Raw genomic sequence first — 20,136 nt, 5'->3', positions numbered from 1 at the left:
CGCAGAGTTTCGGTGGTTATAGCGTCGCGGGGAACGCCCGGTCCCATTCCGAACCCGGAAGCTAAGCCCGACAGCGCCGATGGTACTGCAACCGAAGGGTTGTGGGAGAGTAGGACACCGCCGAACAGCCTTTCCGTAGGGCCCGTTAGGATAGCCGATTGGCTCGCCTAGCGGGCCCTACGCGTGTCTGTTGAAAGTTTTTCATGGCAGGAGGCCAGGTGTCCGAGTTCGGTCGACGTGACTCAGAGGATGGTGGCGCGTCCGGCCGGTCGGGACGACGGGAACCCGGTTCCCGCACTGGCCGGCCGGGCGCCTCGCAGGGCGGACGCGGCAGGCAGGACCGCGGCGGCCGCGACAGCGGCCACCAGGGCCGCCCGCGCCGCGACGATCGCGGCGCGCGGGGGGCGAGCGGCAACGCCGGTAAGCCCTTCCGCGGCGACGGCCCCCGTGAACAGCGCCGTGACTTCGGCGCGAAGCGCTCCAACGACGGCGAGCGCGGCGGCCGCTGGGAGAACCGCTCCGACGACCGTCGCGGCGGCGACCGGTTCGACAACCGCGGTCTGCGGCGCTCCGACGACCGTCCGGGCGGACGCTACGAGAAGCGCACCGAGGGCGGGAGCGGTGGCCGGTTCGACGATCGGCGGTCCGGCGGCTCGGGTCGCCCGCAGGGCAAGGCCGCGTACGGCAGCAGGCAGGACGGCCCTCGGAAGTGGGAAGACCGGCCGCGTCGCGACGACGATCGTGGTGGCTACCAGAAGCGTGACGATCGTGACCGTTCCGGCGGCGGCTTCGACAAGGCCCGCCGGGACGACAACCGGGGCGGTTATCAGAAGCGTGACGACCGCGGCGGTTACCAACGTCGTGACGACCGTCCGCGGCGGGACGACGACCGCGGCCGTTCCGGCGGGTTCGACCGGCCGCGTCGCGACGACGATCGTGGCGGCTACCAGAAGCGCGAGGACCGCGGCGGCTTCGACAAGGGGCGTCGCGACGACCGCGGGGGCTTCCGCGGCCGTGACGATCGTGGTGGCTACCAGAAGCGTGATGATCGTGGCGGGTCCGACCGGCCACGTCGTGACGATGATCGTGGCAGCTATCAGAAGCGTGACGACCGTGGTGGGTACGACCGGCCCCGGCGCGACGACGACCGCGGCGGTTATCAGAAGCGCGAGGACCGTGGCGGTTACCAACGTCGCGACGACCGTCCCCGGCGGGACGACGACCGCGGCCGTTCCGGTGGCTTTGACCGGCCGCGTCGCGACGACGATCGCGGCGGCTATCAGAAGCGCGACGACCGTGGTGGATCCGACCGGCCGCGTCGCGACGAGCGTGGCCCGGCTCCCCGCCGGGAGGACCGTCCGGCCCGTGAGCGTCAGCCTCGCCGCGACTCCAGGCCCCCGTACCCGAAGGCCGACGCCCCGCTCGACGACGAGGCGATGGCCCGCGAGCTGCTCGAAGCCCCCGAACTGCCGGAGGACATCGAGTACAGCGATCTCGACGAGGAAGCCCGGCGGGAGCTGCGCACGCTGCCGAAGGGACTCGCCGAGACCGTCGGCAAGCACCTGGTCGCCGCGGGCGGCCTGATCGACACCGACCCCGAGGCCGCGCTGGAGCACGTCAAGTACGCGAAGGCGAAGGCGTCGCGGGTGCCGCTGGTGCGCGAGGCCCTCGGGCTCGTCTGCTACCACGCGGGCAAGTGGGCCGAGGCGCTCTCCGAGCTGCGTGCCGTGCGACGGATGACCCGCAGCGACGAGCACATCGCCATCATCGCCGACGCCGAGCGGGCGCTGGGCAGGCCGGAACGCGCGCTGGACCTGGCGAAGGAGGTCGACACCGCGAAGCTGGCGAAGGGTACGCAGATCGAGCTCGCGATCGTCGCGGCCGGTGCCCGCCGCGACCTCGGACAGCTCGACGCCGCGGTGGTCTCGCTGCAGGGCGACGACCTCAAGGAGGGCAGGCGCGATCCGTGGAGCGCGCGGCTGTTCTACGCCTACGCCGACAACCTCGTCGCCGTGGGACGCAAGGAAGAGGCGCTGCGCTGGTTCCTGAACGCCGCGGAGGCCGACGAGAACGACGAGACCGACGCCGCCGAGCGGGCCGCGGACCTCACGAACGAGTCGGGTGAGCCGACCGAGTCGCATGAGTGACGCGCTGCTCGCGGCCTACGACGCGGTGCTGTTCGATCTCGACGGCACGGTCTATCACGGCACCCGGGTCATCCCGGGTGCCCCGGAGACGCTGCGGGCGGTACGGGAACACGGCACCGCGGTGCGGTTCGTCACGAACAACGCCTCGAAGCCGCCGGAGGACGTGGTCGCGCACCTGACCGGGCTCGGCATGCCCGCCGACCCCGGCGAGGTGCACACCAGCGCCCAGGCCGCCGCGGCGCTGCTGAAGGAGCGGCTCGAGCCGGGGTCGGTGGTCCTGGTCGTCGGCACGGAGTCGCTCGCCGCGCTGGTCGCCTCGGCCGGGCTGCGTCCGGTGCGCACGATCGCCGAGGCCGCCGGGGACGTCGCCGGCGTGGTGCAGGGGCACTCCCCGGCCACCACCTGGGCCGATCTCGTCGAAGCGGCCCTCGCGATCCGCGCGGGCGCGGTGTGGGTGGCCAGCAACGTCGACCCGACGCTGCCCTCCGAGCGTGGTCTGCTGCCCGGGAACGGCTCGATGGTGGCCGCGCTGCGCACCGCCACCGACCGTGAGCCGCTCGTCGCGGGCAAGCCGGCGCCGCTGCTGTTCGACACGGCGGCGCGGACGGCCGGCGCGCACCGGCCGCTGGTGGTCGGCGACCGCCTGGACACCGACATCGCGGGCGCGGTCGCGGCGGGCCTCGACTCGCTCGTGGTGCTCTCCGGGGTCACCACCCCGGCGACGTTGCTCGGCGCGTCGCCCGCCGAGCGGCCGACCTACGTCGCCGCGGATCTCACCGGGCTGGGGCAGCGCGCCGACCTGCTGGCCATCGGCGGGAAAGCCGGCTGGCGGGTCACCCACAGTGATGACGTGCTCGTGGTGTCCGGGACCGGCGAGCCGCTCGACCTCCTGCGCGCGTTGTGCCCGGTGGCCTGGGAGAGCGGGACGACCGGGACGCGTGGGGACGGTGAGGCGGCGCGCGCCGCGCTGACCGAACTCGGACTGGTCTGACCGGCTTCCCGGGGTTGTCGGACCCACGGGGTATTTTGTGTGGGTGCAGGATTACCCCAACCCCGCCCCCCGGCCCGTGCCGGGGCCGCCGCCGGGCACCGGCCAGGCGGCCCCGCAGCAGATCGACCCGCGGGCCGGTATCGACGAGGCCGTCGCGGGCCTCGACGGCCTCGACGCGCTGCCGCTGGTGGAGCACGTCGACCGCTTCGACGCCGTGCACACCGAGCTGACCGTCGCGCTGTCCAGCATCGACAGGGTCTGACCGGGTGGCGAAACGGGCTCGTCTCGACGCCGAGCTGGTCCGGCGAGGCCTGGCGCGGTCACGAGAACAGGCGTCCGCGCTGATCGCGGACGGCAAGGTCACGGTGCGGGGCATGGTGGCCACCAAGCCCGCCACCGGGGTCGAGTCGGGCGCTCCCATCGTGGTCCGTGCCGAGGACGATCCGGGCTGGGCCTCCCGTGGCGCGCACAAGCTGCTCGGCGCGCTCACCGCGTTCACCCCGCTCGGGCTCACCGTGGCGGGCAGGCGCTGCCTGGACGCCGGTGCGTCGACCGGCGGGTTCACCGACGTGCTGCTGCGCGAGGGCGCCGCGACGGTGCTCGCCGCCGACGTCGGGCGCGGACTGCTGGACTGGCGGCTGCGCACCGACGACCGGGTCGTCGTGTTGGACAAGACCAATGTGCGGAACCTGACCACCGAACAGCTCGGCGGTCAGGTCGACCTCGTCGTCGGCGACCTGTCCTTCATCTCGCTCAAGCTCGTCCTGCCCGCGCTCACGGAGTGCGCGCGGCAGGGCGCAGACCTGGTGCCGATGGTGAAACCGCAGTTCGAGGTCGGCAAGGAGCGGCTCGGCAGCGGCGGCGTCGTGCGTGATCCGGGCCTGCGGGCCGAGACGGTGCTCGAGGTCATCGGGCACGCCGCCGGGCTGGGGCTCACCCTGCGCGGTGTCGTCGCGAGCCCGCTGCCGGGGCCCTCGGGCAACGTCGAGTACTTCGTCTGGCTGCGCAAGGCGGTGGCCGGGTCCACTGTGGACGGGGTAGACAGGGCGGAGGCCGAGCGGCTCGTCCGAACCGCGGTCCAGGAAGGGCCTCAATGACCACCGAACGTGAGGTGCTGCTCGTCGTGCACCCGGACCGGGACGCCACCCGGGAGGCCGCGCGCGAGGTGTCCGCGCGGCTGGCCAAGGCGGGGATCCGGCTGCGGGTCATCGAGGAGGACGTGCGGCACCTGATCGACCCGGACGGCGGCGTCGGCTCGATGTGCACGGTGCTCGCGCCCGAGGGCGATCCCGCCGCGGGCACCGAGCTGGTACTGGTGCTCGGCGGGGACGGCACGCTGCTGCGGGCCGCCGAACTCGCCCGCCCCGCGGGGATCCCCGTGCTCGGCATGAACCTCGGCCGGGTCGGGTTCCTCGCCGAGGCCGATTCCGACGCGCTCGCGGACACCGTGCAGCGCGTGGTCGACCGCGACTACCACGTCGAAGAGCGGATGACCGTGGACGTCTCGGTGACCGTGCACGGCGTCGAGGTGGCCCGCACCTGGGCGCTGAACGAGGCCAGCGTCGAGAAGAGCACCCGGGAACGGGTCCTCGACGCGCTGATCGAGGTCGACGGCAGGCCGGTGTCGGCGTTCGGCTGCGACGGTGTGTTGTGCGCGACACCGACCGGCTCGACCGCGTACGCGTTCTCGGCGGGCGGCCCGATCATCTGGCCGGACGTCGAGGCGCTGCTGGTGGTGCCGAGCAACGCGCACGCCATGTTCGCGCGCCCGCTGGTGGTCTCGCGGGATTCGGTGATCACCGTCGGCATCGATCCCGACGGCTCCTCGGCCGTGCTGACCTGCGACGGGACCCGGCACCTCGACCTGCCGCCCGGCGCGCGGGTGACGGTGGTGTGCGGGCGGGTCCCGGTGCGGCTGGTGCGGCTGTGGGAGGGTCCGTTCACCGACCGGCTGGTGCACAAGTTCTCCCTGCCGGTCAAGAGCTGGCGCGAACGACACGATCGCTGAGCGGGCGCGACCGGAGCCTTCCCCGCTTTTTTCGCAAGGAATCCTCCGTTCACGGCGAGCGAGCGCGCACACCGTCGGCCGGTGCCGCTACGGTAGGCGTCGTGCTGGCCGAGATGCGCATCCAGGGCCTCGGAGTGATCGAGGACGCCCTGTTGGAACTGCACCAGGGCTTTACCGTCGTCACCGGTGAGACCGGTGCGGGCAAGACGATGGTGGTCACGGGGCTGCACCTGCTCTCCGGCGGCCGGGCCGAGGTCTCGAAGGTGCGGACGGGCACGCTCAAGGCGTTCGTGGAGGGCAGGTTCACCCTCACCGGCGCCGAGGCGGCGAGCCGGATCGTCACCGACGCCGGGGCCGACATCGACGAGGACGGCAGCGTCATCGCGCTGCGGTCGGTCGCGGTCGACGGGCGCTCCCGCGCTCACCTCGGTGGCCGCTCGGTGCCCGTCGGGGTGCTCGCGGACCTGTCCGAGCAGGTGATCGCGGTACACGGGCAGAACGACCAGCTCCGGCTGCTGCGCCCGGCCGAGCAGCGCGCGGTGATCGACCGGTTCGCCGGGGACGCGGTCGCCGAACCACTCCAGAGTTACCGGGAGATCCGCGAGGAGTGGCTCGGGGTGATCACCGAGCTCGCCGAGCGGTCGAACCGGTCCCGCGAGCTGGCGCAGCAGGCCGATCTGCTCCGCCACGGGCTCACCGAGATCGACGCCGTCGCCCCGGAGCCGGGGGAGGATGTCGAACTCACCGAGCAGATCAAGCGGCTGGCCGCGGTCGACGAGCTGCGCGCGTCGGCCACCGAGGCGCACAACGCGGTGTCGGGCTCGGCGGACGGCGATCCGGACGCGCCCGGCGCGCTCGGGCTGGTGGGCGAGGCGGTGCGCCGGCTGTCCACGGCCGAGGACGCGGTACTGCGCGATCTGGTGCCCCGGCTGGAGGAGGCGTCCGTCCTGTTGACCGACGTCGGCGCCGAGCTTGGCGGCTACGTCGAAGCGCTGGACGCGGACCCGGCCGTGCTGGAGAAGGTGCTCGCGCGGCAGGCCGACCTGAAGCGGCTCACCCGCAAGTACGCCGCGGACGTCGACGGCGTGCTCGCCTGGGCCGAGGACGCCCGGCTGCGGCTGTCCACGATGGACACCTCGGAGGAAGCGCTGGCCGGGCTGGCCGCGCGCCGGGACGAGCTGGCGGTGAAGCTGACCGGCTACGCGGCCGAGGTCTCCGCCGCGCGCGGCAAGGCCGCGGCCGAGCTCGCGACCGCCATCACCACCGAGCTGTCCGGGCTCGCGATGGGCCAGGCCGAGATCGAGGTGACCGTCGAGCAGCGGCCTGCCGAGCACGGCGACCGGCAGGCGCTGACGCTCGACGGCCGCGCGGTGCACGCCGGGCCCGACGGCATCGACGACGTCGAGCTGCTGCTGCGCGCGCACGACGGCGCGCCGCCGCTGCCGGTGCACAAGGCGGCCTCGGGTGGCGAGCTGTCCCGGGTCATGCTCGCCATCGAGGTGGTGCTCGCGCACGCGGACACCGTGCAGACGTTGGTCTTCGACGAGGTCGACGCCGGGGTCGGTGGCCGCGCCGCGGTCGAGATCGGCCGCAGGCTCGCCCGGCTCGCGCGGACCCACCAGGTGCTCGTGGTGACCCACCTGCCGCAGGTCGCGGCCTACGCCGATCAGCACCTGGTGGTCGACAAGGGCACCACGGGCGGGGTCACCCGCAGCGGGGTGAAGACCCTCGACCAGCCCGAGCGGGTGCGGGAGCTGGCGCGGATGCTGGCCGGAATGGACGGAACCGAGACCGGCCGCGCCCACGCCGAGGAACTCCTCGCCGCTGCGGAAACCGACAAGAAAGCACCGGCGAAACGGCCGAAACGAGCGGGCAAGAAGAGTAAATCGAACGCGTGAGATAGCCGTTCGCGGGATTTCCCGCCCGCCGGAGTCACCATGCTCACCACAATGAGTCGGCCGCCTTTCGGCGTGGCGGCCGGAGTCTCACGCGCAAATTTGTCACCATCGGCAACATGAAGCTCACCGGTCTGCTCACGCGGAACAACGAGGCCCTTCCCGGGATCACCGGCGTCGCACGGGTCGACCGCCGCACCCGGGAGCTGCTGCGCCGGATCAGTCCCGGCGACATCGTCGTACTCGACCAGCTCGACCTCGACCGCGCGACGGCGGACGCGCTGGTGGAGGCCGAGGTGATCGGGGTGGTGAACGCCTCGCCGTCGATCTCCGGCAGGTTCCCCAACCTCGGCCCGGAGATCCTGATCGCGGCGGGCATCCCGCTGATCGACTCCGTCGGCGGCGATCTGCTGCGCACGGTCAAGGACGGCACCAAGCTCCGGCTGCACGAGGGCGTGGTCTACGTCGGCGAGCGCCAGGTGGCCTCCGGGATCGAGCAGACCGCGGACAGCGTCGCCGACCAGATGATCGAGGCCAAGGCCGGGATGTCGACCCAGCTGGAAGCGTTTTCGGCGAACACCATCGAGTTCCTGCGCCGCGAGCGCACCCTGATCCTGGACGGTGTCGGCGTCCCGGACCTGCAGGTCTCGGTGCGCGACCGGCACGTCCTGGTGGTGGCGGGCGGCACCGGTCACGCCGAGGACCTCAAGCACCTCAAGAAGTACATCGCCGAGCACCGGCCCGCGCTGATCGGTGTCGACGCGGGCGCGGACACCCTGCGCGCGCAGGGCTACAAGCCCGACGTCATCGTCGGCGACCCGCACGGCATCGGCGCGGACACCCTGCGCGCGGGCGGGGAGGTCGTGGTGCCCGCGCAGCCGGACGGGCACGCCCCCGGTGTCGAGCGGATCCAGGACCTCGGCATCGGCGCGGTGACCTTCCCCGCCTCCGGCAACTCCGAGGACCTCGCGCTGTTGCTGGCCGACGCGCACGGCGCGAGCCTGGTCGTCACCGTCGGATTCCAGGCCACGCTGCGGGAGTTCCTCGACCACGGCCGGTCCGGGTCCAACCCGTCGACGTTCCTCACCCGGCTCAAGCTGGGCACGAAACTGGTGGACGGCAAGGCGGTCGCCACCCTGCACCGCAGCCGGGTCTCGGTCGGGGCCATCGCGCTGCTCGTCCTCGCGGCCGTCGTGGTGGTGATCGCGGCGCTGCTCGTCTCCGATGTGGGCTCGGTCTACCTGGACTGGATCCGCCACACCTGGAACTCGTTCATCGGCTGGGTCAAGGGGCTCTTCACGTGATTTCGCTGCGGTACCACGTCGTTTCCATCGCCGCCTGCTTCCTGGCACTGGCCGTCGGGGTGGTGCTCGGTTCGACGGCGCTCAACGGCAGCCTGCTGTCGGGGCTTTCGGACCAGAAGAAGGACCTCGGCAAACAGGTTTCCGACCTCGAGGCGCAGCGCAACGCGCTCAACGCGCGGCTGGCCGACGCGGACGCGTTCGCGGGCGCGACCGGCGCGAAGGTCGTCGCCGGCGCGCTGGACAAGCGGTCGGTCGTCCTGGTGACCACAGAGGACGCTCGCCCCGCCGACCGTGACGCGCTCAAGAAGCTCGTCGGGGAGTCCGGTGCCTCGGTCACCGGTGAGGTGCAGCTGACCGGCACGTTCACCGATCCGGCGAAGGCCGACCAGCTGCGGGACGTGGTGACCCGGTTGCAGCCCGCCGGCTCGAAGTTCCCGACCGCGGGCGACTCCGGCACGCTCGCCGGCGCGCTGCTCGGCTCGACATTGCTGCTCGACAAGGCCAGCGCCAAACCGCAGTCGACCCCGGCGGAACTGGCGGCCGCGCTCGGCGGGCTCACCGATGGCGGTTTCGTCAAGCCCAGCCAGGACGTCAAGCCGGCCCAGCTCGCCGTGGTGCTCACCGGGTCGCAGTCCACAGGGGACGGTGCGGGGGACCGGGCGGCCACCATCGCCCGCTTCGCCGCGCAGCTGGACCGCTCCGGCGCGGGCACGGTGCTCGCCGGTGACCCGGGGTCGGCACAGGGCGCGGGCGCACTCGGCGTCGCCAGGGCCGACACCGCCATCACGTCCATCCTGTCCACAGTAGACAACGTGGACGCGGCGGCGGGCCGGATCAGCACCATCCTCGCGCTGAAGGAACAGCTCGACGGCGGTTCCGGCCGCTACGGCATCGGGGGCAACGCCCAGGCGCCCGCGCCCGGCGTCGGCAACGGCAACGCCGCCGCGGGCGGGAACTGACCTTGCTCGTCCGCCCGGTTACTTCGCGGGCAGGTTGAGCGAGACGCAGGCCGGGCGCACCGGCCACAGGTCGCCGCCCGGGGGCGCGGGCACCTGCTTCAGCGCCTCGGCGGCCAGGGGGTCGTGGCCCTGCTCGGCTGCGGCGTGCAGGATGTCCACCGCGATCCACTGGTCGAACGGGCCGATGTCCTCGTGTGGCCAGGCGTTCTTCCCGTGGATCGCGGCGGGGACGAGGTAGTCGACGGCCTTGCGCAGGCTGCCACCGCCCGGCGCCTGGTAGGACCACAGGTCCACCCCGACATGCCTGCCGATCTCGGCGAGCCTGCCCAGCGCGGTCAGGTTGAAGTTCGAGTAGTGCCACGGTTTCGTGCGGGACAGCTCCAGCGGCTGGCGGCCGCCGGCGTCGATCTGCCGGTCGATCCGCTCGGTCCTCGCGGTGACCACAATGGACTTCGCGAGCCTTCGTTCGCCGAGATACAGCGCGATCGCGGCGTTCTGCATGTCGAGGAACGTGCCGTGGTTGTTGGTGGCGGCGAGCTCCTGCACCGCCTGCGGGCTGGTCCGCATCCAGTCGAGGTAGCGGCCGAGCCACCGGGTCAGGCCCGCGCGGTCCCGGCCGGTCCAGCCGGGCGCCCCGGCGTCGAGGACGGCGAAGGCGTCGACGACGGACGTGAACGACTGCGTCGAGTCGATGATGCCGGTGCCACGGACATCGGTGCGGCACGGGATCAGCTGCGCGTAGGTGAGGTTCGGGTTCATCCGGGTGGCCGGGTCGAGGAACCAGGCCCGCACCGCCGCCACCGCGTGCTCGGCGTACTTCCGTTCGCCGGTGTAGTACCAGGCCAGTGCCAGCGACGGGATGGCCTCGAAGACCCGGCCGCGCTCGGTGTGGTCGCTGATCGCGTCGGCCTCGGGATTGCGCTCGCCGTCGCGCTGGACGTACGGGCAGCCCAGCGGGTTGTCCGGCGTGGACGGCTTACTCGCCCACCAGTACGGCGCCTGGCTCAGGTAGTCGTGCTTGTCACCGCTGGGCGGGGTCCGGTTCTTGTGCGTCACCGCCCACGGGGCCTCGCCGAGAAAACCGTCCGCTTTGGACACCAGGCCACGAAGGGCGTCCCGCTGAGCGGGAGTCGCCGTGCCGGTCCTCAGGCTGGATCTGACCTTGGCGAGCTGCCCGCCGTCCAGCACCACCGTGTGGGGTACCGGTCCCGCCTCCGCCGTTCCGCTCAACGGTGTCAGCGCGAGGCTCGCGGTGACCACCGCCGCCCCCAGTACGCGTAGCTGCTTTCGCACCTGTGATCGCCCTTTCGCAACTTCCGGGGACGCCGAATCCCCACGAGCAGCCGGGCGGCGAGCGGCTGTGGCGGAAGGAATTCTGCGGTGCGCGGAACCCAGATGTCAACGAGGCGAGGACGGCGACCACGCCACGGGCGAACTCGCGTGATTGGACGCGGAACTCGCGTGATTGGACGGAGACCTCGCGTGATCAGCCGAGCATGGTGGTCCAGGTGCTGGTGAACTCGGGGAAGGTTTTCCCGACGGTGGCGGGGTTTTCCACGCCGACGCCCTCGACGCGCAGGCCGAGCACCGCGGCCGCCATCACCAGGCGGTGGTCCTCGTAGGTGTGGAAGAGCCCGCCGTGCAGGGGCGCCGGAGTGATCCGCAGGCCGTCGTCCGTTTCGGACACCGACGCGCCCAGCGCGGACAGTTCGGTGGCGAGCGCGGTCAGCCGGTCGGTCTCGTGCCCGCGCAGGTGGGCGACGCCGGAGATCGCCGAGGGGCCCTCGGCGAAGCACAGCAGCGCCGCGATCACCGGGGTCAGCTCGCCGACCTCGTGCAGATCCAGTTCGACGCCGGGAATCGCGCCGCCGCCGGTGACGGTGAGGCCGGCGGCGTCGAGCCGCACGGTCGCGCCGAGCGCGGGCAGCAGGGTGCGCAGCCAGTCGCCGGGCTGCGTCGTCCGCTCGGGCCAGCCCGTCAGCGTCACGGTGCCGCCGGTCAGCAGCGGCGCGAGCACGAACGGTGCCGCCGTCGACAGGTCCGGTTCCACCACGTACCCCGGGCACGAGAGCTTCGTCGGCTCCACCCGGAACTCGGTGCCGTCGCGCTCGACCACCGCGCCGAAGCGGCGCAGCATGTCCATCGTCATGGCGATGTGCGGCTCGCTCGGCGGGGTGCCGCCGACGAGCCGGACCGTGACGCCCTGCTCGAAGGCGGGCGCCGCGAGCAGCAGCGCGGACAGGAACTGGCTCGACGCCGAGGAGTCGAGGTTCACCGCCCCGCCCCGCAGCCCGCCCTCGCCGTGCACGGTGAACGGCGGCGCGCCGCGGCCGTCGTCGTCGATGCGGGCGCCGAGCGAACGCAGCGCGTCCAGCAGCGGCCCGATCGGACGTCGCCGGATGGCCTCGTCGCCGTCGAAGAGCACGGGGGCGAACCCCAGGGACGCCAGCGCCGGGGTGAACCGCGCGACCGTGCCCGCGTTGCCCAGCGTGACGGTGACCGGCTCGCCGCGGCCCGAGCCGCCCGCCGACATCGGGTGCACGAGGACGCCGTCGGTGGTCGCCTGCGAACGGGCGCCGAGCGCGGACAGCGCGCCGAGCATGAGCCGCGCGTCCCGCGAGTCCAGTGGCTGCCGGATGCGGGTCGGGGCTCCGGCCAGCGCGGCGAGCACGTAGGCCCGGTTGGTGATCGACTTCGAGCCGGGGACGCGCACCTCGGCGTCCAGCGGGCCCGTGGCGACCGGGGCGATCCAGCGGTCTTCGGCTGCGTTCACGTCTGTCACGGAAGCGAGCTTAGTAGGCCCGACACGCGCGGTGACGACGCGATCCGGGCGGTTCGCGCATGGCTGCCGAGCGGATCCGCGGGCGTGAGATAAGGTGGAGGCCCGTGGGACTTCAGTCGCGGGCAACCAAGTATGTCTTTGTCACCGGAGGCGTCGCCTCCTCTCTGGGTAAGGGACTCACGGCTTCCAGCCTGGGTCAGCTCCTTACCGCACGTGGGCTCCGGGTCACGATGCAGAAGCTGGATCCATACCTCAACGTGGATCCCGGCACGATGAACCCGTTCCAGCACGGTGAGGTGTTCGTCACTGACGACGGCGCCGAGACCGACCTGGACATCGGGCACTACGAACGTTTTCTCGACCGCGACCTCGACGGCAAGGCCAACGTCACGACCGGTCAGGTGTACTCCGAGGTGATCGCGAAGGAGCGCCGTGGCGAATACCTCGGCGACACGGTGCAGGTCATCCCGCACATCACCGACGAGATCAAGTCCCGGATCACCGCGGCCGCGCAGGCCGACGAGTCCGGCCAGGCGCCGGACGTGGTGATCACCGAGGTCGGCGGGACGGTCGGCGACATCGAGTCGCTGCCGTTCCTGGAGGCCTGCCGTCAGGTCCGCCACGACGTCGGTCGTGACCAGTGCTTCTTCCTGCACGTTTCGCTGGTGCCGTACCTGGCGCCCTCGGGCGAGCTGAAGACGAAGCCGACCCAGCACTCGGTCGCGGCGCTGCGCAACATCGGCATCCAGCCCGACGCGCTGGTCTGCCGGGCCGACCGGGAGATCCCCGAGGACCTCAAGCGCAAGATCGGCCTGATGTGCGATGTGGACACCGAGGCCGTCATCGCCTGCCCGGACGCCCCGTCGATCTACGACATCCCGAAGGTGCTGCACCGCGAGGCGCTCGACGCCTACGTGGTGCGCCGGCTGGGCCTGCCGTTCCGCGACGTCGACTGGACGGTGTGGGGCGATCTGCTCGACCGCGTGCACAACCCGTCCGAGACGGTGCGGATCGCGGTGGTGGGCAAGTACATCGACCTGCCGGACGCGTACCTGTCGGTCACCGAGGCGCTGCGCGCGGGCGGATTCGCCCACCGCGCCAAGGTGGAGATCGTCTGGGTCGCCTCCGACGACGCGCAGACCGCGTCCGGCGCGGCGTCCGTGCTGTCCGATGTGGACGGTGTGCTGATCCCCGGCGGGTTCGGCATCCGCGGCATCGAGGGCAAGGTCGGCGCGGTCGAGTACGCGCGCACGCACGGTCTCCCGCTGCTCGGGCTGTGCCTCGGGCTGCAGTGCATCGTGATCGAGGCCGCGCGGAACCTGGCCGGGATCGAGGGCGCGAACTCCGCCGAGTTCGACGAGAACACCACGCACCCGGTGATCTCGACCATGGCCGACCAGCGTGACGTCGTCGCGGGGGAGCGGGACATGGGCGGCACGATGCGGCTCGGCGCGTACCCGGCGAAGCTGAAGGCGGGCTCGCAGGTCGCGAAGGCGTACGGCGGCACCGAGGTCTCCGAACGGCACCGGCACCGCTACGAGGTCAACAACGCCTACCGCAAGCGGCTTTCCGACGCGGGACTGGTGTTCTCCGGCACCTCGCCCGACGACCGGCTCGTCGAGTTCGTCGAACTGCCCGCCGACACACACCCGTTCTTCGTCGGCACGCAGGCACACCCCGAGCTGAAGAGCCGCCCGACCCGGCCGCACCCGCTGTTCGGCGCGTTCGTCAAGGCCGTGGTGGACCGCAAGGTCGCCGAGCGGCTGCCGGTCGAGCTGCCGGAGACCCCGGTGGCGGCCCGGTGACCGAGCCGGGGACGCACGAGTTCACCGTCGCGGGCACCCGCGACGTCCACATCGGACGCGTCGTCGGCCTGCGGATCGACGAGGTCGTGATGCCGGACGGGACCTCCGCGACGCGCGAGGTGATCGAGCACCTCGGCGCGGTCGCGGTGGTCGCGCTCGACGACGACGGTCAGGTGACGCTGATCCACCAGTACCGCCACCCGATCGGGCGGCGGTTGTGGGAACTGCCCGCCGGGCTCATCGACCACGAGGGCGAGGACCCGGTCGGGACCGCGCGGCGCGAACTGGTCGAGGAGGCCGGGCTCGCGGCAGCGGACTGGTCGACGCTCGTGGACGTCGCGGCCTCGCCGGGGTTCACCGACGAGGTGGTGCGGGTCTTCCTGGCGCGCGGTCTGTCCGAAGTGGATCGTGAGGTGCTCGGCGAGGAGGAGGCGGATCTGGTGATCCGCCGCTTCCCGCTCGCGGAGGCGGTGCGGATGGCACTGGCCGGCGAGCTGGTCAACGGCGCGACGGTGGGCGGGGTGCTGGCCGCGCACGCCGTCGTCACCGGCGCCGCGGCGTCCCGCCCCGCCGACGCGCCGTGGCGGGACCGCCCGGCCCGTTTCGCCGCCCGTAAGGAGTCGTGAGCGGGATCAGTCGCGGAGGCGGCGGCCGTAGCTGTCGAAACCGCCGTTGGCGAGCAGGACGATGCCGTCGATGATCGGCCAGAGCGCGCCGATCCCGGCGGTGATGAGGACCACGAAGAACTGGAGCACCGCGATTCCGACGTGCCCGGTGTAGAGGCGGCCGCAGCCGAACGGGAGCACGATCTGCAGGATCCCGGCGACCGTCCGGGACTTCGGCGAGTACATCATCGGCGGTGGCTGCCACGGGACGGCGGCGGGCGGACCGCCCGCCGCCATCGGCGCGTACGGCAGCGGATGGTCCATGCGCAGCGGCGGGGCCAGGAAGGCCGGGTGCGGCATGGGCAGATCGGCGAACAGCGGGCGCAGATCGGCCCGTGTCGTGGCCTCGTACGCGCCGGCCACCCTGGTCTCGTACTCGCCGGAGGTCATCCTGCCCTCGCTGAAGTGCTCGGCGAGCAGCCGCGCCGACTCCTCCCGCTCGGCCGTGCCGATCCGCAGGTCGTCGTGGTCCATTCTTCACGGTACCTCGGGACGCGCCCGGCCGGTCGGGGCCGGAAGCGGCCTCCGGAGTCCTAGAGTGTCCCCGTGGCAGGCGCGGGCAGCAGAGCAGTGGCCGACGCGATCGCCGCGTACCTCGACCACCTGACCGTCGAGCGCGGCACCGCGCGCAACACGCTGGACAGCTACGCCCGCGACCTCCGCCGCTACGCCGATCACCTCGACCGCGCGGGCGTGTCGGGCTTCACCGACGTCACCTCGGCGCACATCACCGCGTTCGGCGCCGCGTTGCGGGAGGGCGACGCGGAGCACCGCCCGCTGGCGGCGTCCTCGGCCGCGCGGGCGCTCGTCGCCGTCCGTGGCCTGCACAGGTTCGCCTACGCCGACGGCATCAGCGAGCACGACCCGGCCCGCGAGGTCCGGCCGCCGACACCCGCGAAGCGGCTGCCCAAGGCGCTGCCGGTCGCGGATGTGCTGCGGTTGCTGGAAACCCCGCCGCCGGACGGGGAGCGCCCGCTGCGGGACCGGGCTCTGCTGGAGCTGCTGTACTCCACCGGTGCCCGGATCTCCGAGGCGGTCGGGCTCGACGTCGACGACATCGACGTGGCCGAGCGCACCGTGCTGCTCGACGGCAAGGGCGGAAAACAGCGGCTGGTGCCGATCGGCCGCCCCGCGCTCGCCGCCCTCGACGCCTACCTCGTCCGGGCCCGGCCCGCGCTGGCCGCGCACGGCCGCGGCACCCCGGCGATGTTCCTCAACGCGCGCGGGAGCAGGCTGTCACGGCAGAGCGCGTGGCAGGTGCTCAAGGACACCGCGGAGCGCGCCGGTATCACGGCGGTCGTCTCGCCGCACACGCTGCGCCACTCGTTCGCCACCCACCTGCTGGAGGGCGGCGCGGACGTCCGGGTGGTCCAGGAACTGCTCGGCCACGCCTCGGTGACCACGACGCAGGTGTACACGCTCGTCACGGTGAACACGCTTCGCGAGGTCTACGCCACCGCGCATCCGCGCGCGCTGGGCTGATCGGCCGAGAACGCGCGGGGCGCGGACGAAACCCGGCAGAGATCGCCCGTCGCGGTCGGCGAGCCGCTTTGGCAGCGCCGCGAATTCCCGCATAGGCTGCCGAGGACTCTGCCGAACGAGGAGCTTTTTCGCTATGTCGACACCGAACCAGCCGGAGCGCCCGGCCGCGTCCGCCGGTTCGGTCGCGGCGAACCTCACCCAGGTCAGCATCGCGACCCCTGCCGAGCACGAGGGCGACGAGGCCGCCGAGACCGAGGCCCCGGCCCGGCCGCGCGGCCGCAAGGCCCGCGCCAAGAACCGGGTGAAACCGCGCCAGGACGACGGGCTCGGCCCGACCGGCCGCCCGCGCCGCGAGATCCCGGAACCGCCACCGCTGGACAAGCACGGCCCGGCACAGGTCATGGCCATGTGCAACCAGAAGGGTGGCGTCGGCAAGACGACCTCGACCATCAACCTCGGCGCCGCGCTCGCCGAATGCGGGCGCCGGGTGCTGCTGGTCGACTTCGACCCGCAGGGTGCGCTCTCGGTTGGTCTCGGCATCCAGCCGCACGAACTGGACCAAACGGTCTACAACGTCATCATGGAGCGCTCGGTGGTGATCACCGACGTGATCCGCAAGACCCGCGTCGACGGCGTTGACCTGCTGCCGAGCAACATCGACCTGTCGGCGGCGGAGGTCCAGCTTGTCGCTGAGGTAGGGCGCGAACACACGTTGTTACGGGTCCTTCGTCCGGTCATGAACGACTACGACTATGTTCTTGTCGACTGCCAGCCCTCGCTCGGCCTGCTCACGGTGAACGCACTGACCGCCGCGGACGGTGTGATCATCCCGCTGGAGTGCGAGTTCTTCAGTCTGCGAGGCGTAGCGCTCTTGATCGACACCATCGAGAAGGTGCAGGAACGCCTCAACCCCAAACTGGACATAACGGGGATTCTCGCCACCATGTACGACCCGAGAACCCTGCACTCGAAGGAGGTCATGGCTCGCGTGGTGGAGGCATTCGGTGACGTCGTGTTCGACACGGTGATCAACCGCACCGTGCGGTTCCCGGAGACCACTGTGGCCGGGGAGCCGATCACGAGCTGGGCTCCCAAGTCCGCGGGCGCGGCGGCCTATCGCGCGCTGGCCCGCGAGGTGATCGCTCGGTGAGCAGGCGAGCTTCCCTGCCCGGAGCGTCGGAACTGTTCCGCATCACGACCAGCACCCCCAACCCCGCCCTCGACCCTCCCGCCAAGCCCGCCGCCGGGAACGGCAACGGCGCGGGCACCGGGAACGGGAGTGGCACCGGGAACGGCAGGACGAGCGGGAACGGGGACCAGGGACGGCTGTCCCGTGGCGGCGCCGCGCCGCGCGGGTCCGGGCGGACCAAGCACGACGCGAAGATCACCGTGTACGTCTCCGGCGACGAACTGCTGGCGATGGAGCAGGCCCGGCTGAACCTGCGGGCGAAACACGGCCTCGTGCTCGACCGCGGCAGGCTGGTGCGGGAGGCCGTCGCGGTGCTGCTCGCCGATCTCGACCAGAACGGCGAGGAGTCGGTACTGGTCCAGCGGTTGCGGGCGGCGGGCGACGAGAGCGAAGCCGAGGGCTGATGGACGAACCGGCATCGGCAGAACAGGCGCCGGAGCCGGACGATCAGGCCCCGCAGCCCGGTACGGACGACACCGAAGCGCCCGTGCACGAGACCGTGCACGGCGGCATGGTCCCCGAGGGGATGGCAGCCGAGGAACTGAGCACCTCGAAGTTCAAGGTGCGGCTGGCGAACTTCGAGGGCCCGTTCGACCTGTTGCTGCAACTGATCTCCCAGCACCAGCTCGACGTCACCGAGGTGGCGCTGCACCAGGTCACCGACGACTTCATCGCCTACACGCGGGAACTGGGCGACGAGTGGAACCTCGACGAGACGACCGAGTTCCTGGTCATCGCGGCGACCCTGCTCGACCTCAAGGCGGCGCGGCTGCTGCCCGCGGCCGAGGTGGAGAGTGAGGACGACCTCGCGCTGCTGGAGGCCAGGGACCTGCTGTTCGCGCGGGTGCTGCAGTACCGCGCGTACAAACAGGTGGCGGCGTTGTTCGGCGAGCTGGAGGCGGGCGCGCTGCGGCGCTACCCGCGGTCGGTCGCGCTGGAGGACCGTTTCCTCGGGCTCCTGCCCGAGGTGATGATCGGCGTCGACCCGGCGAAGTTCGCGGAGATCGCGGTCGCGGTGTTCCGGCCCAAGCCGCCGCCGACGGTGTCGATCGCGCACATCCACATGGGCCGGGTGTCGGTGCGCGAGCACGCGGCGCTGCTGCGGGTGAAGCTCGCCGAGCGCGGGCAGGCGACGTTCGGCGAGCTGGTCGAGGACTGCGAGCACACGGTCGAGATCGTCGCCCGGTTCCTCGCGCTGCTCGAGCTGTACCGCGAGTCGTCGGTGCAGTTCGAACAGCTGGAGGCGCTGGCGGAGCTGCACGTGCGGTGGACCGGCGGCAGTGTCGAGGAGGCGGCCGTCGCGGCCGAGCACGACCGGGCCGTGGCGGAGGACGAGGAGTACGGGTGAGCAACGAGGAGCACGAACCGGACGTCGCCGAGGCCGGTCCCGAACCGGTCGACTCGCGTACCCAGGCGGACGACTCGCCGTCCGACCCTCCAGGTACGCGAGACGACGTTCCGGGTACGCCGTCCGACCCTCCGGGTACGGCGGAAGAGGGGGAGGACGCCGAGTCGGGGCTGGTGGCGGCGGGGGACGCGAGCGATCTGCCCGACGTCACCTCGGACGAGACCCTCGAAGCGGCGCTGGAGGCGCTGTTGCTGGTCATCGACTCCCCGGCGAGCGAGGCGAGCCTCGCCGAGACCGTCGAACAGCCGGTCTCGCGGGTGACCGTCGCGCTGCGCACGATGGCGCAGAAGTTCACCGACCGCGGCAGCGGGATCGACCTGCGGCGCGTGGGCGAGGGGTGGCGGTTCTACACTAGGGACGTCTATGCCCCGTTCGTGGAGAAGCTCCTGCTGGACGGCCAGCGGTCGAAGCTGACCAGGGCCGCGCTGGAGAGCCTCGCCGTGATCGCGTACCGGCAGCCGGTGACCAGGGCCAGGGTCGCCGCGGTGCGTGGTGTGAACGTGGACGGCGTGATCCGGACGTTGCTCGCGCGCGGCCTCATCGAGGAGATGGGGACCGATCCCGAGACCACCGGCACGCTGTACGTGACGACCGAGTTGTTCCTGGAGCGGCTGGGGCTGTCGTCGCTGGCCGACCTGCCCCCCATCGCTCCTTTGCTACCCGAAGTGGACACGATCGATGACATCTAGCGAGCACCCCGATGGTGTCCGCCTCCAGAAGGTGCTTTCCCAGGCCGGGGTCGCCTCGCGGCGCGCGGCCGAGAACCTGATCGTCGAGGGGCGGGTGGAGGTGAACGGCGAGGTCGTCACCGAGCTCGGCCGCCGGGTCGATCCGCTCGAAGCGGTGATCCACGTGGACGGCACGCGCGTGAACCTGCGTGACGATCTGGTGTACCTGGCGTTCAACAAGCCCAAGGGCGTGCACTCGACGATGTCCGACGACCGGGGCCGCCCGTGCGTCGGCGACTACCTCCGCGGCCGGTACGAGGAGACACCCGGCGTCGTGCACGTCGGCAGGCTCGACGAGAACACCGAGGGCCTGCTGCTGCTCACCAACGACGGCGATCTCGGGCACCGCCTGATGCACCCGTCGTTCAGCGTGTTGAAGACCTACCTGGCCGAGGTCGACGGCCTCGTGCCGCGTGGGCTGGGCAAGGAACTGCGCAAGGGCTGGGAGCTGCCGGACGGCATCGTCAAGGTCGACCAGTTCCGGGTCAAGGACATGCATTCCGGCAAGACACTGGTCGAGCTGGTGATCCACGAGGGCCGCAAGCACATCGTCCGGCGGCTGCTGAAGGACACCGGTCACCCGGTGCTCAAGCTCGTCCGCACGGCCGTCGGCGAGGTCCAGCTGGGCAACCAGCGGCCGGGCTCGATCCGCAGGCTGACCCGCGGCGAGGTCGGCTCGCTCTACCGCTCGGTCGATCTCTAGGCCGTTCGGGCGGCGCCCGCCCGAATACCCACTTTCCGCTCTACCAAGCGGTGTCCCGCCTCTCCTAGCT

20 protein-coding genes and 1 rRNA gene are annotated in these 20,136 nt (G+C 71.9%); 17 read left to right on the top strand and 4 right to left on the bottom strand.

The annotated features are described in order from the left end of the window. The first annotated feature begins 8 nt into the window (after nt 1-8). Nucleotides 9-126 (top strand): 5S ribosomal RNA (gene rrf, locus ABD987_RS43015). 116 nt (nt 127-242) lie between these two features. Here rrf and ABD987_RS43010 read toward each other — a convergent pair. Next, a complete protein-coding gene (locus tag ABD987_RS43010) occupies nt 243-1,190 on the bottom strand; it encodes a hypothetical protein (RefSeq protein WP_345408515.1) in 948 nt (315 codons plus the stop codon). 246 nt (nt 1,191-1,436) lie between these two features. Between ABD987_RS43010 and ABD987_RS43005 the strand changes: the two genes are divergently transcribed. From ABD987_RS43005 to ABD987_RS42970, 8 genes are all read left to right on the top strand, one after another. After that, nucleotides 1,437-2,147, top strand: coding sequence for a tetratricopeptide repeat protein (locus tag ABD987_RS43005; RefSeq protein ID WP_345408513.1), 711 nt, complete (start codon nt 1,437-1,439; stop codon nt 2,145-2,147). Continuing rightward, nucleotides 2,140-3,138 (top strand): HAD-IIA family hydrolase, encoded by a 999-nt coding sequence (locus tag ABD987_RS43000; RefSeq protein WP_345408511.1) that lies wholly within the window; start codon nt 2,140-2,142, stop codon nt 3,136-3,138. Before ABD987_RS43005 ends, ABD987_RS43000 begins: the two co-directional genes overlap by 8 nt. Before the next feature lie 76 nt (nt 3,139-3,214). Continuing rightward, nucleotides 3,215-3,400: a hypothetical protein gene (locus ABD987_RS42995; protein ID WP_378214209.1), complete on the top strand. Its 186-nt coding sequence runs from the start codon at nt 3,215-3,217 to the stop codon at nt 3,398-3,400. A 4-nt stretch (nt 3,401-3,404) separates the two neighbouring features. Continuing rightward, complete coding sequence (locus tag ABD987_RS42990; protein ID WP_345408507.1) at nt 3,405-4,235, top strand: TlyA family RNA methyltransferase; 831 nt, start codon at nt 3,405-3,407, stop codon at nt 4,233-4,235. After that, nucleotides 4,232-5,146, top strand: a complete 915-nt coding sequence (locus ABD987_RS42985; protein ID WP_345408505.1) for an NAD kinase — start codon at nt 4,232-4,234, stop codon at nt 5,144-5,146. Before ABD987_RS42990 ends, ABD987_RS42985 begins: the two co-directional genes overlap by 4 nt. 101 nt (nt 5,147-5,247) lie before the next feature. Next, nucleotides 5,248-7,044 (top strand): DNA repair protein RecN, encoded by a 1,797-nt coding sequence (recN, locus tag ABD987_RS42980; RefSeq protein ID WP_345408503.1) that lies wholly within the window; start codon nt 5,248-5,250, stop codon nt 7,042-7,044. A gap of 116 nt (nt 7,045-7,160) precedes the next feature. After that, a complete protein-coding gene (steA, locus tag ABD987_RS42975) occupies nt 7,161-8,345 on the top strand; it encodes a putative cytokinetic ring protein SteA (protein WP_345408501.1) in 1,185 nt (394 codons plus the stop codon). Continuing rightward, nucleotides 8,342-9,304, top strand: a complete 963-nt coding sequence (locus ABD987_RS42970) for a copper transporter (RefSeq protein WP_345408499.1) — start codon at nt 8,342-8,344, stop codon at nt 9,302-9,304. The genes steA and ABD987_RS42970 overlap by 4 nt, the downstream gene beginning before the upstream one ends. Nucleotides 9,305-9,322: 18 nt before the next feature. Here ABD987_RS42970 and ABD987_RS42965 read toward each other — a convergent pair whose 3' ends face one another. Together ABD987_RS42965 and aroA are read right to left on the bottom strand one after the other, a co-directional pair. Further along, nucleotides 9,323-10,597: an alginate lyase family protein gene (locus tag ABD987_RS42965; RefSeq protein ID WP_345408497.1), complete on the bottom strand. Its 1,275-nt coding sequence runs from the start codon at nt 10,595-10,597 to the stop codon at nt 9,323-9,325. 193 nt (nt 10,598-10,790) lie between these two features. Then, nucleotides 10,791-12,086 (bottom strand): 3-phosphoshikimate 1-carboxyvinyltransferase, encoded by a 1,296-nt coding sequence (gene aroA / locus ABD987_RS42960; protein ID WP_345408495.1) that lies wholly within the window; start codon nt 12,084-12,086, stop codon nt 10,791-10,793. A 104-nt stretch (nt 12,087-12,190) separates the two neighbouring features. Between aroA and pyrG the strand changes: the two genes are divergently transcribed. Then, nucleotides 12,191-13,891 (top strand): CTP synthase, encoded by a 1,701-nt coding sequence (pyrG, locus tag ABD987_RS42955; protein WP_345408493.1) that lies wholly within the window; start codon nt 12,191-12,193, stop codon nt 13,889-13,891. Next, complete coding sequence (locus ABD987_RS42950; RefSeq protein ID WP_345408491.1) at nt 13,888-14,517, top strand: NUDIX domain-containing protein; 630 nt, start codon at nt 13,888-13,890, stop codon at nt 14,515-14,517. The genes pyrG and ABD987_RS42950 overlap by 4 nt, the downstream gene beginning before the upstream one ends. 6 nt (nt 14,518-14,523) lie before the next feature. Here ABD987_RS42950 and ABD987_RS42945 read toward each other — a convergent pair whose 3' ends face one another. Further along, nucleotides 14,524-15,030 carry a DUF1707 SHOCT-like domain-containing protein gene (locus ABD987_RS42945; protein ID WP_345408489.1) on the bottom strand — a complete coding sequence of 169 codons (507 nt, stop codon included), beginning with the start codon at nt 15,028-15,030 and terminating at the stop codon, nt 14,524-14,526. Nucleotides 15,031-15,102: 72 nt separating this feature from the next. On the opposite strand from ABD987_RS42945, the gene xerD reads away from it, so the two are divergent. The 6 genes from xerD to ABD987_RS42915 all read left to right on the top strand — a co-directional run bounded on the left by xerD (nt 15,103) and on the right by ABD987_RS42915 (nt 20,066). Continuing rightward, nucleotides 15,103-16,038, top strand: a complete 936-nt coding sequence (xerD, locus tag ABD987_RS42940; RefSeq protein WP_378214204.1) for a site-specific tyrosine recombinase XerD — start codon at nt 15,103-15,105, stop codon at nt 16,036-16,038. A gap of 133 nt (nt 16,039-16,171) precedes the next feature. Further along, nucleotides 16,172-17,188, top strand: a complete 1,017-nt coding sequence (locus ABD987_RS42935) for a ParA family protein (RefSeq protein ID WP_345408487.1) — start codon at nt 16,172-16,174, stop codon at nt 17,186-17,188. Continuing rightward, nucleotides 17,185-17,631: a cobyrinic acid a,c-diamide synthase gene (locus ABD987_RS42930; RefSeq protein ID WP_345408485.1), complete on the top strand. Its 447-nt coding sequence runs from the start codon at nt 17,185-17,187 to the stop codon at nt 17,629-17,631. The genes ABD987_RS42935 and ABD987_RS42930 overlap by 4 nt, the downstream gene beginning before the upstream one ends. Next, nucleotides 17,631-18,575, top strand: a complete 945-nt coding sequence (locus ABD987_RS42925) for a segregation and condensation protein A (protein ID WP_345408483.1) — start codon at nt 17,631-17,633, stop codon at nt 18,573-18,575. Before ABD987_RS42930 ends, ABD987_RS42925 begins: the two co-directional genes overlap by 1 nt. Then, nucleotides 18,572-19,324 (top strand): SMC-Scp complex subunit ScpB, encoded by a 753-nt coding sequence (gene scpB / locus ABD987_RS42920; protein ID WP_345408481.1) that lies wholly within the window; start codon nt 18,572-18,574, stop codon nt 19,322-19,324. The genes ABD987_RS42925 and scpB overlap by 4 nt, the downstream gene beginning before the upstream one ends. After that, the gene (locus ABD987_RS42915; RefSeq protein WP_345408479.1) at nt 19,314-20,066 is read left to right on the top strand and encodes a pseudouridine synthase; all 753 of its coding nucleotides are present in this window, start codon (nt 19,314-19,316) and stop codon (nt 20,064-20,066) included. Before scpB ends, ABD987_RS42915 begins: the two co-directional genes overlap by 11 nt. Nucleotides 20,067-20,136 lie beyond the last annotated feature (70 nt).

The sequence above is a fragment of the Amycolatopsis samaneae genome, from assembly GCF_039541975.1.
Taxonomy (GTDB): Bacteria; Actinomycetota; Actinomycetes; order Mycobacteriales; family Pseudonocardiaceae; genus Amycolatopsis; species Amycolatopsis samaneae.
The sequence above is the reverse complement of the archived record's forward strand: the minus strand, read 5'-3'. Positions and strand labels throughout refer to the sequence as shown.